The sequence below is a fragment of the Streptomyces sp. genome, assembly GCF_031178505.1.
GTDB lineage: Bacteria > Actinomycetota > Actinomycetes > Streptomycetales > Streptomycetaceae > Streptomyces > Streptomyces gulbargensis.
Map to the genome: position 1 here is coordinate 1 of NZ_JAPSIW010000210.1, position 9,332 is coordinate 9,332.

The following is a 9,332-nucleotide window of genomic DNA, read 5'->3' on the forward strand; positions in this document are numbered from 1 at the left end:
CGGCGAGGCCGATGACGGTGGCGCCGGCGTTCTTGGCGTACTGGACGAGCAGGGTGCCGATGCCGCCGGCCGCCGCCGGGACGATCGCGACGGAGTCCGGGCCGAGTTCCGCGAACTGGAGGATGCCGAGGGTGGTGCGGCCGGTGCCGATCATGGCGACGGCCTCCGCCTCCCCCAGGTGGTCGGGGAGCGCGTGGAGGCGGGCGGCGTCGGTGACGGCGAGCTCCGCGTAACCGCCGGGGGCCATGCCGAGGTGGGCGACGACCCGCCGGCCGAGCCAGGACGGGTCGGTGCCCTCCCCGAGGGCGTCGACGGTGCCGGCGACCTCCCGGCCGGGGACGGTGGGGAGTTCGGCGGGGGCGGGGAACGGGCCCGTCATGCCCTCGCGCAGCGCCGTGTCGAGCAGGTGCACGCCGGCCGCGGCGACCCTGACGCGGACCTGGCCGGGGCCGGGCGCGGGGTCGGGAACCTCCTCGTACGTGAGGTTCTCGGCGGGGCCGAAGGCGTGAAGGCGGATGGCGTGCATGACGTTCCCCTGTCGTCGGGCGGGCGGGCGTGTCCGGTGCGCGTACGGGGGCGTGGGCCGGGTGCGGTTCCCGGCCTACGGGGCCGGGGCACCGGCCGGCCCACGGGCCGGTCGCGCGGGAACAGCCTCCGACCTCAACCGCGCTCGAGGTCAAGCGGTTCCTGGAGGCGGCCCGACCGCAGGGCCAGCGACACCGCCTCCACCGCGCTGGTGAACGACACCTCCGACAGCACGCCCGGCGCCGCCACCTGGTCGCCCACCAGGTACACGCCGTCCCCCCGGTCGATCGCCGGCCGGTCGCGCCAGGTCGTACCGGGCCGGTCGACCGCCCCCGTACGGCCCTGGGAGACGGCTTCCCTGCGCCACACGGTCCGGTCGCGCCAGCCGGGGAAGCCCAGGTCCAGGAGGCGTTCGGCGTGGGCGACGCCGTCCGCCTTCGACGCGCCGGGGCCGATGGGGAGCTGGGCCTGGATCAACTGCTGTCCGGCGGGGGCGAGGGAGGGGTCCTGCGCGGTGAACCGTTCGATCCAGCCCGGCGCGTCCAGGTCGGAGACGGCGAAGGCGTCGCCCCTGCGGGTGCGCAGGCCGAGGTCGACCAGGGCCGTACGGCCGCTGTCCCAGATCAGTGAGGGGTCACCGAGGAGCCGGGCGGCGGCCGGCAGCGCGGTGGCGACGACGACGGGCCCGCCGCCGGTGGGCAGGGTGTCGATCCGCGACGAGGTCTCGATCCGTACGCCCGTCTCCCGGGCGCGGGCGGCCATCCGGTCGATGAGCCGCTGCCAGCCGCCCCGGACGTAGTGGGCCTCGGGCGGCAGGGCGGCGGCCCGGTGGAGGCGCTCCTGGACGAAGCGGGCGGAGAGCGAGCCGGGGTCGTGGTGGAAGAGGGCGACCGCGCTGTACGCGGCGGCCTCGCGGGCGGCGCGCTCCCCGGCGAGGCCGGTGGCCCAGGTGCGGAAGTCGGTGTCGACGGGTGCCCGCCCCGCGCCGTGCCGGGCCAGGCGGAGCAGGCCGAGCGGCGGGGTGCGGCGCAGGGCGCCGGCGCGGTGGAAGCGGAGCCGGAGGGCCTCGGCGGGCGGCAGCGGGGCGAGCGGCCCGATGAGGCCGCGCTGCCCCAGCCAGGTCCAGTGCGGGCCGCCGTTGTAGAGGGCGTGCGGGCCTTCGTTGGCGCGGTACGGGCCGTCGGCGGTACGGGCCCGGCCGCCGAGGGTCCGGTGCGCCTCGTACAGGGTCACCCTGGCGCCGGCCTCGGCGGCGGTGATGGCCGCGGTGAGCCCGGCGAAGCCACCGCCGACGATGGTGAGCGTGCGCATGTCTCGTCTCCTTCGTCCGGATGTGCTGACGCAGGTGGGACGGTCGGCGGGGGGCGTTCCGTGACATCCGGGCGGGACGTTGTCAGTGGCGTGCGTCACCATGGCGGCATGGTGACGAGGAAGCGGAGGACGGCGGCGCGGGCCCGGCGGCCGGAGGTGCGGCTGCCGGACCTGGCGCCGTACGGGGGGAGGCTGGAGCCGGACGGGGACTACGACGGCCTGGAGCTGGACGGGCTCGACCTGGCGGGGCAGTCGGGGGAGGGCGCGCGGTTCCTGGACTGCGCGCTGCGCGGGTGCGGGCTCGACGGCACCCGTCTGGCGGGGGCGCGGTTCCTGGACACGGTGCTGAGCGGGGTACGGGGGGTGGGCACCGATCTCGCCGGGGCGCGGCTGCGGGACGTGGAGGTGGCGGAGGCCCGTCTCGGCGGGGCCCAGCTGTACGGGTCGGTGTGGGAGCGGGTGGTGGTGCGGGGCGGCAAGGCCGAGTACCTGAACCTGCGGGGTGCGCGGCTGCGGGACGTCGTCTTCGAGGGCTGCGTGCTGAGCGAACCGGATTTCGGGGGCGCCCGGCTGGAGCGGGTGGAGTTCGCCGACTGCGACCTGCTCGGGGCCGACTTCTCGGGGGCGCGCCTCACGGACGTGGATCTGCGCGGGGCGCGGCGCCTGGAGATCGCGCGCGGGGTGGAGTCCCTGGCGGGCGCGGTCGTCTCGTCCGCCCAGCTCCTGGACCTGGCACCGGTCCTCGCGGCGCACCTGGGGGTGCGTGTGGAGGACTGAGCCCGCCCCGGTGGGGGCGTACCGGTCAGGGCAGGCGGGGGAAGCGGGCCTGGAGGTCCCAGACGGCCGGGTTGTCGGCCAGGCCCTCGTGCATGTCGGTCAGGTCGGCGATCAGGTCGTGGAGGAAGTCCCGTGCCTCGCGGCGCAGTTCGGCGTGGTTGAAGGTGAGCGGCGGCTCGTCGCCGGGCATCCAGTCGGCCTCGACGTCGACCCAGCCGAAGCGCCGCTCGAAGATCATGCGGTCACTGGACTCGGTGAAGTCGAGCTCCGCGTACTGCGGCCGCGCGGCCCGGCTGCCGCGCGGGTCCTGGTCGAGCCGCTCGACGATGTCGCACAGCGCCCACGCGAAGTCGAGGACCGGCACCCATCCCCAGGCTGTGGACACCTCGCGGTCCGCCTCGGTGTCCGCGAGGTACACGTCACCGCAGAAGAGGTCGTGGCGCAGGGCGTGGACGTCCGCGCGCCGGTAGTCGGTCTGCGGCGGGTCGGGGAAGCGCCGGGAGAGGGAGTAGCCGATGTCGAGCACGGTCCGATGGTGTCACGGCACGGGGCCGGTCCCGTACGCCGCTGCTCTTGGACCGGCCCCGGGCCCCTCGCCCCGGTCCTCTCCTCATCCCCGGCCGTGCACCGCCCGTGCCACCCGCGGCCCCAGCCAGCGCTTGAGGCGGCGCAGGGGCTCCAGGCTCTCGGCGGCGCGGTCGAGGCGGTAGTAGAGCTGCGGGGGAACGTAGGGGAGCAGGGGGGAGTGGCGCTGGCCGAGGAGGGCGAACATCCGGCCGGGCTCCAGGCGCATGTAGCGCGGGAGGTTCTCGTACCACTGGGCGCTGAGGCGGGCCGCGCTCTGGGCCGGGACGAGGGCGGAGCGGCGTTCCTTCCCGTACGCGGTGAGCGCGGTCTCCCGGTCCGGGTGGGCGCGCAGGGCGGCGGCGAGGGCGAGGGCGTCCTCCAGGGCGAGTGTGGTGCCCGCGCCGATGGAGTAGTGGGTGGTGTGGGCGGCGTCGCCGAGGAGGACGAGGTTGCCGCGGTGCCAGACCCGGTTGGTGAGGGTGCGGAAGGTGAGCCATCGGGCGGCGTCGTCGGCCTGGGCCCGGCCGATGAGCGGGTGGCCGTCGAGGAGGTCGTGGAAGACCTTCTCCAGCAGGGCGAGGCTGTCGGCCTCGCCGAGGGTGTCGAGGCCGAGGCCGCTCCAGGTCTCGGGGGAGCACTCGACGACGCAGGTGGACCGCTCGCCGCTGAAGCCGTAGGCGTAGCACCAGATCCAGCCGTGGGCCGTCTCCTTGAACGCGAAGCTGAAGGAGTCGAAGACCTTGGTGGTGCCGAGCCAGATGTAGCGGTTGCGGCCGGCGGTGAAGGTGCTGCCGAAGTGGTCGGCGTGGGCCTCGCGCAGGGCGCTGTGCACGCCGTCGGCGGCGACGACCAGGTCGGCGTCCGTCAGTTCGGGGGCCTCGGGGCCGGCGACGGGGTGCTCGTACTCCACGCGGACGCCGAGCTCGCGCGCCCGGTCGGCGAGCAGGCCGAGCACGGCGCGGCGGCCGACTCCGAAGCCGGCGTCGCCGCGGTGCACGGTCCGTTCGTCGCGGACGATCGCCAGGCCGTCGGTCCAGGTGACGGAGGCGGCGGCGACCGCCTCGGCCGACTCGGGGTCCCCGGCCCGCAGCTTGTCGAGGAGCCCGGCCCAGTAGGTGACGCCCCAGCCGTACGTGGAGCCCTCCGGGTTCCGCTCGTACACGGTGATGTCGTGGGCGGGGTCCTGGCGCTTCATCAGGACCGAGAAGTAGAGCCCGGCGGGCCCGCCACCGACGACGGCGATCTTCACGTGCACTCCCACGAGGACGACCTGACGCATGCGCGCACCGCGCGCGCATGACGGTGCGCGTACGGATGGCGACGCACGGTCACAGTGTGTCAGGGGAGGAGCCGTTGTTCCTTCGCCACGGCGACGGCACCGGCGCGCGTGTCGACGCCGAGTTTGGCGTAGATGCGGCCCAGGTGGGTCTTCACGGTCGCCTCGCTGATGAAGAGGGCGCGCGCGATCTCCCGGTTGCCGAGGCCGTGCGCCAGCTGGGCGAGGATGTCGCGCTCCCGGTCGGTGAGGCTCGGCCCGGCGGCGCCCCGCATCCGGTCCATGACGCGGGTGGCGACCGGCGGCGAGAGGGCGGTACGGCCCTGGGCGGCGGCGTGGATCGCGGCGAACAGCTCCTCGGGCCGTTCGGCCTTGAGCAGGTAGCCGGTGGCGCCCGCCTCGATGGCGCGTGTGATGTCGGCGTCCGTGTCGTACGTGGTGAGGACGAGGACGTGGACGCCGGTGGGCGCGATGCGGCGCGTCGCCTCCACCCCGTCGATGCCCGCCCCGAGCTGGAGGTCCATCAGGACGACGTCCGGCATGAGCTTCGCCGCCATGGCGACGGCCTCCTCGCCGCTGCCGGCCTCGCCGACGACCTCGATGTCGGGGGTGCTGCCGAGCAGGGCGAGCAGCCCGGCGCGGACGACGACGTGGTCGTCGCAGAGCAGGATGCGTACGGTCATGAACCGGTCTCCGTCGACGTCGGTGCGAGGGGGATGGAGGCGGAGAGCACGGTGCCCTCGCCGGGTGCGGACTCCACGGTCAGGGTGCCGCCGAGCTGCTGGGCCCGTACCCGCATCGCGCGGAGCCCGTGGCCGCGTACGCCCGCGTCGGCGGCGGTGTCGTCCGCGCGCGGCGCCGACGGGTCGAAGCCGCTGCCGTCGTCGGCGATGTCGAGGACGACCTGGTCGTCCAGGTAGGTCAGGGTCAGCGCGGCGGACCGGGCGGCGGCGTGCTCGCGGATGTTGGCGAGGGCGCCCTGCGCGATCCGCAGCAGCGCCGACTGCACCCGGTCGGGCAGCGGCACCGCGCCGCCGTCGACGCGGAAGTCGGCGGACTCGCGGGCGGCGAGTCCGCGCAGGGCCTCCTCCAGGCCGCCGCCCTCGGCGAGGTCGGCGGGGGCGAGGTCGTGGACGAAGCGGCGGGCCTCGGCGAGGTTGCGTTCGGCGATGGATTCGGCGGTACGGACGTGGCGCCGGGCGGTGGCCGGGTCGCTGTCCCAGGTGCGGTCGGCGGCCTGGAGCAGCATCTGCTGGCTCGACAGGCCCTGGGCGAGCGTGTCGTGGATCTCCATGGAGAGCCGCTGGCGCTCGGCGAGGGTGCCCTCGCGGCGTTCGGTGGCGGCCAGTTCGCGCCGGGTGCGGATCAGGTCCTCGATGAGGGCCCGCTGGCGGGCGGCCTGCCGGTCGGCGTGGATGAAGACGGCGGTGGCGATGGCGGTGACGGCGGGCGGGCCGATGATCAGGCTCGGGTCGAGGCCCCCGTGCGCGAGCTGCACCTGCGCGAAGACGACGAAGGCGGTGAGCAGGGTGACGAGGACGAGCGCGGCGCGCGGCGGGAGCGTGCGCAGGCCGGTGAAGAAGAGCGGCACCGCGCACCAGGCGAAGCTGGGCGCCAGGACCACCATGACGACCCACACGGTGACGACCGTGCACAGCCAGGCGATCCGGCGCGGGGTGGCCAGGGTGCCGAGCACCGGGCCGAGCAGGTAGAGGGAGGCGAGCGCCCCGGTCAGGGCGATGATCCACGGGCTGCGGGCCTCCCATTCGTGCCGCAGGAGGAAGCGGGCGAGGGAGGCGCCGAGGAGCAGGAAGAACGCGAGGTGCATGACCTGGGCGAGCCAGCGGGCGTCCGGGTCGTGGGGTGTTCGCCGGGCGTCCACGAGGGTCCGCGTCAACCGTCCCGCCTCCTCTGCTTCCGGGGCCGACCTGGGGATACGTGTCCATGCTGGCCCGGGAGGACCAGGCCGGCATCAGCCGATCGGCTGACCCCGGTGTCGTCCAGTGTGCGCGAGCGGGGCAGCCGGACCGTGGACCGGACGGCGCCGTTTCCCGGCGGAGGATCGATGCAGGGCGAACGAACGGCGGGGCGCCTCCCGGCTGCACCGCCGGGCGGCACCCACCGCGCCGTCCGCCCCACACCCGCTCGGCCCACCCCGTACGACCCGGGCCGCGCCGGCCGTACGAACGCGTACGACCGTCCGGCCACCCGCCCGCACGATCCAGGAGACCCCCGTGAAGAAGATCCTCTTCGGTGCCACCGCCGCCGCCCTCGCCGCCGCCGGAACCTTCGGCGCGGTCTCCGCGAACGCCACCGCGCCGGCCGCCGCCCCCGCCGCCGCGGTCCGCGCCGACGCCGGCAACGACAACCTGCGGCAGTCCACCCACCTGACGATCGACGCCGCCACCAAGGCCGCCCGGGCCGCCCTCGACGCCGCCGAGAAGGAGAACCAGCGGATCTCCGTCGCCGTCGTCGACCGCGACGGCAACACGATCGTCACCCTCCGCGGCGACGGCGCCGGCCCGCAGTCCTACGAGTCCGCCGAGCGCAAGGCCTTCACCGCCGTCTCCTGGAACGCCCCCACCTCCGTCCTCGCCGGCCGCCTCGCCCAGGCCCCCAACCTGAAGGACATCCCCGGCACCCTCTTCCTCGGCGGCGGCGCCCCCGTCACGGCCAAGGGCGCCCCCGTCGCGGGCATCGGCGTCGCCGGCGCCCCCTCCGGCGACCTCGACGAGAAGTTCGCCCAGGCCGGCGTCGCGGCCCTCGCCCGCTGACACCCTCCGCGGCACCCCTCCCGCCGTGACGGCGCCCGGACCCCCGCCGGGCGCCGTCACCTGTCCCTCCCCGCCCCCCTCACGACCCGTCACCTAGGATCACCGTGTGAGACGACGTGGCGGGACCCGAGGCACGACCGCGGCCCTGGCCGCCGCCGTCACGGCGCTCGCCCTGCTCGCGGGCGGCTGCACCGGAGGGGTGGACGGCACCCCCGGGGCGGCCGGGCTGCGCGACCCGTACTTCCCCAGGCTCGGCAACGGCGGGTACGACGTACGGCACTACGCGCTGAACCTCGCCTACGACCCGGCCACCGGCCGTCTCGACGGCACCGCCGAGATCACCGCCCGCGCCACTCAGGACCTCAGCGCCTTCAACCTCGACCTGGCCGGCCTCACCGTCGACCGGACGACCGTCGACGGCGCGCCCGCCGCCTTCCACCGGGCAGGTGACGAACTGACGCTCCGCCCCCGCGAGGAACTGCGTGAGGGAACGGAGTTCACCGCCACCGTCACCTACTCCGGCGTACCCGAACCGGTCACCGACCCGGACGGCTCCGAGGAGGGCTGGCTGCGGACCGCCGACGGGGCGGTCGCCGTCGGCCAGCCGGCCGGCTCCATGAGCTGGTTCCCCGGCAACCACCATCCCTCCGACAAGGCCGCGTACGACATCACGCTCACCGTCCCGTCCGGCCTGCGCGCCCTCTCCAACGGGGTCATGACCTCCGAGAAGCGCGGCGCCGACGGCCGTACCACCACCGTGTGGCACGCGGGCGAACCGATGGCGAGCTACCTGGCCACCGTCATGCTGGGACGGTACGAGACGGGTACCGCGACCGCCCTCGGCTCGGTCCCCGTGATCACCGCCACCGAGCCCTCGGCCGCCGCCGACAGCGCCGGGCTCCGCGCCGAACTGCCCGTGATCCTCGCCGAGCAGGTGGAGCGCTTCGGCCCGTACCCCTTCTCCGCCGCCGGCGCGGTCATCACCTCCGACGACACCCTCGCCTACGCCCTGGAAACCCAGACCCGGCCCGTCTTCCCCGCCTCCTCCTTCGACCGGGCGACCCTCGTCCACGAGCTGGCCCACCAGTGGTTCGGCAACTCGGTGACGCCCGCGACCTGGCGGGACCTGTGGCTGAGCGAGGGCTTCGCCACGTACGCCGAGTGGCTGGACGCGGAGGAGGCGGAGGGCGTCCCGGTCGGCACCAGTTTCGCGCGCGCCTTCGCGGAGGAGGACAACTGGGCCTTCCCGCCGGCCGCCCCGCCCACCGCCGCGAACCTCTTCGACCCGCCCGTGTACCAGCGCGGCGCGATGGTCCTGCACAAGCTGCGCGAGGCCGTCGGCGACGAGGCCTTCGGGAAGATCCTGCGCGGCTGGCCGGCGAAGTACCGGCACGCCAACGCCGGCACGGACGACTTCACGGCCTACGCGGAGAGCGTGGCCGGCACCGACCTGGACGAGCTGTGGGACGTCTGGCTGCGCGGCGACGGGAAGCCGGAACATCCCTGAGCGGACGGCGGAGCCCCGGCCGGGAGATCCGGCCGGGGCTCGCGAGGTGTCCTACCGCCGCCGTGTTCCGACGGGTGCCGCCGGGGGTTCGTCAGCGGGAGCCGCCGTGCGGGTGACGGCGGCGCGGGCCGTCGTCAGAGGTTGACGCCGAAGTCGCGGGCGATGCCCTCCAGGCCGGAGGCGTAGCCCTGGCCGACCGCGCGGAACTTCCACTCGGTGCCGTGGCGGTACAGCTCGCCGAAGACCATGGCGGTCTCGGTGGCGGCGTCCTCGGAGAGGTCGTAGCGGGCGATCTCGGCGCCGCCGGCCTGGTTCACGATGCGGATGTACGCGTTGCGGACCTGGCCGAAGTTCTGGGAGCGGGACACCGCGTCGTAGATCGACACCGGGAAGACGATCTTGTCGACGGTCGGCGGGAGGCCCGCCAGGTTGACGTTGATCTGCTCGTCGTCGCCGCCGCCCTCGCCGGTGCGGTTGTCACCGGTGTGGACGATGGTCTGGTCCGGGGTGGACTTGTTGTTGAAGAAGACGAAGTGGGCGTCGGAGGCGACGCGGCCCGCGGCGTCGACACCGATCGCGGAGGCGTCGAGGTCGA

10 protein-coding genes are annotated in these 9,332 nt (G+C 75.0%); 3 read left to right on the top strand and 7 right to left on the bottom strand.

Translation table 11 applies throughout. From position 1 onward, the window contains the following. A partial coding sequence (locus RIF68_RS16190; protein ID WP_309051960.1) for an alcohol dehydrogenase catalytic domain-containing protein occupies positions 1-526 on the bottom strand: 526 nt, incomplete at its 3' end. A 134-nt stretch (positions 527-660) separates the two neighbouring features. Then, entirely contained in the window at positions 661-1,836 is a 1,176-nt protein-coding gene (locus RIF68_RS16195) for an NAD(P)-binding protein (protein ID WP_309051961.1), read from the bottom strand. Between the two features lie 108 nt (positions 1,837-1,944). Here RIF68_RS16195 and RIF68_RS16200 point away from each other — a divergent pair, with 108 nt between their 5' ends. Beyond that, complete coding sequence (locus RIF68_RS16200; protein WP_309051962.1) at positions 1,945-2,613, top strand: pentapeptide repeat-containing protein; 669 nt, start codon at positions 1,945-1,947, stop codon at positions 2,611-2,613. Positions 2,614-2,638: 25 nt separating this feature from the next. Here RIF68_RS16200 and RIF68_RS16205 read toward each other — a convergent pair whose 3' ends face one another. From RIF68_RS16205 to RIF68_RS16220, 4 genes are all read right to left on the bottom strand, one after another. Beyond that, positions 2,639-3,139, bottom strand: coding sequence for a hypothetical protein (locus tag RIF68_RS16205; RefSeq protein ID WP_309051963.1), 501 nt, complete (start codon positions 3,137-3,139; stop codon positions 2,639-2,641). A gap of 84 nt (positions 3,140-3,223) precedes the next feature. After that, on the bottom strand, positions 3,224-4,459 hold the full coding sequence (locus RIF68_RS16210) for an FAD-dependent monooxygenase (RefSeq protein ID WP_309051964.1): 1,236 nt from the start codon (positions 4,457-4,459) through the stop codon (positions 3,224-3,226). A gap of 59 nt (positions 4,460-4,518) precedes the next feature. Continuing rightward, positions 4,519-5,139, bottom strand: a complete 621-nt coding sequence (locus RIF68_RS16215) for a response regulator transcription factor (RefSeq protein ID WP_309051965.1) — start codon at positions 5,137-5,139, stop codon at positions 4,519-4,521. Beyond that, entirely contained in the window at positions 5,136-6,284 is a 1,149-nt protein-coding gene (locus RIF68_RS16220; RefSeq protein WP_309051968.1) for a sensor histidine kinase, read from the bottom strand. The genes RIF68_RS16215 and RIF68_RS16220 overlap by 4 nt, the downstream gene beginning before the upstream one ends. Before the next feature lie 406 nt (positions 6,285-6,690). On the opposite strand from RIF68_RS16220, the gene RIF68_RS16225 reads away from it, so the two are divergent. Continuing rightward, positions 6,691-7,230: a heme-binding protein gene (locus RIF68_RS16225; RefSeq protein WP_375165248.1), complete on the top strand. Its 540-nt coding sequence runs from the start codon at positions 6,691-6,693 to the stop codon at positions 7,228-7,230. Positions 7,231-7,336: 106 nt separating this feature from the next. Continuing rightward, positions 7,337-8,737: a M1 family metallopeptidase gene (locus RIF68_RS16230; RefSeq protein WP_309051966.1), complete on the top strand. Its 1,401-nt coding sequence runs from the start codon at positions 7,337-7,339 to the stop codon at positions 8,735-8,737. A 134-nt stretch (positions 8,738-8,871) separates the two neighbouring features. Here RIF68_RS16230 and RIF68_RS16235 read toward each other — a convergent pair. After that, positions 8,872-9,332, bottom strand: a 461-nt coding sequence (locus tag RIF68_RS16235; RefSeq protein WP_309051967.1) for a TerD family protein, incomplete at its 5' end; no start/stop codon positions are given.

Bases quoted from the DNA above. Each gene is read 5' to 3' on its own strand.
- RIF68_RS16195 (WP_309051961.1), bottom strand. From the start codon at position 1,836: ATGCGCACGCTCACCATCGTCGGCGGTGGCTTCGCCGGGCTCACCGCG.
- RIF68_RS16215 (WP_309051965.1), bottom strand. From the start codon at position 5,139: ATGACCGTACGCATCCTGCTCTGCGACGACCACGTCGTCGTCCGCGCC.
- RIF68_RS16200 (WP_309051962.1), top strand. From the start codon at position 1,945: ATGGTGACGAGGAAGCGGAGGACGGCGGCGCGGGCCCGGCGGCCGGAG.
- RIF68_RS16220 (WP_309051968.1), bottom strand. From the start codon at position 6,284: ATGCACCTCGCGTTCTTCCTGCTCCTCGGCGCCTCCCTCGCCCGCTTC.
- RIF68_RS16210 (WP_309051964.1), bottom strand. From the start codon at position 4,459: ATGCGTCAGGTCGTCCTCGTGGGAGTGCACGTGAAGATCGCCGTCGTC.